Annotated in this window: 1 protein-coding gene; it reads left to right on the plus strand. The window is 66.2% G+C overall.

Annotated elements, in window-relative coordinates:
- A partial coding sequence (locus tag FH08_RS0134135) for a hotdog fold thioesterase (RefSeq protein WP_031362651.1) occupies nucleotides 1–239 on the plus strand: 239 nt, incomplete at its 5' end.
- Nucleotides 240–379: the final 140 nt, after the last annotated feature.

Consider the following 379-nt stretch of genomic DNA (forward strand, 5'->3'; position numbering starts at 1 on the left):
TCGCCAGCATGCTCTGCGTGGATCGCTCGCGCTTCTATTGCGTGGGTCAGGAAATCAATGCCAACCACCTGCGGGGCGTGCGCTCCGGGCGGGTGACGGCGGTGGCGCGTCCCCTGCACCTAGGGCGCAGCAGCCATGTCTGGGACATCCGCCTGAGCGATGAAGAGGGGCGCCTGACCTGTGTCTCGCGGCTGACGGTAGCCGTGGTGCCCTTGCAGCGGGATGCCTCCCCGGCATGAAGCGCGCACTGGCACCCGCGGAGTGGAATTCATGACTGCCCAGGTGCAGGAATTGCGGCTGGAATTGCCCCATATCGAGTTGAGCGCCCGGGCCTTCGGTCCGGAAGATGGCTATCCGGTGCTGGCGCTGCATGGCTGGT

Origin of the sequence: Caballeronia sordidicola, assembly GCF_000729995.1 — a bacterium.
In the GTDB taxonomy this organism is placed as follows: Bacteria; Pseudomonadota; Gammaproteobacteria; order Burkholderiales; family Burkholderiaceae; genus Caballeronia; species Caballeronia sordidicola_A.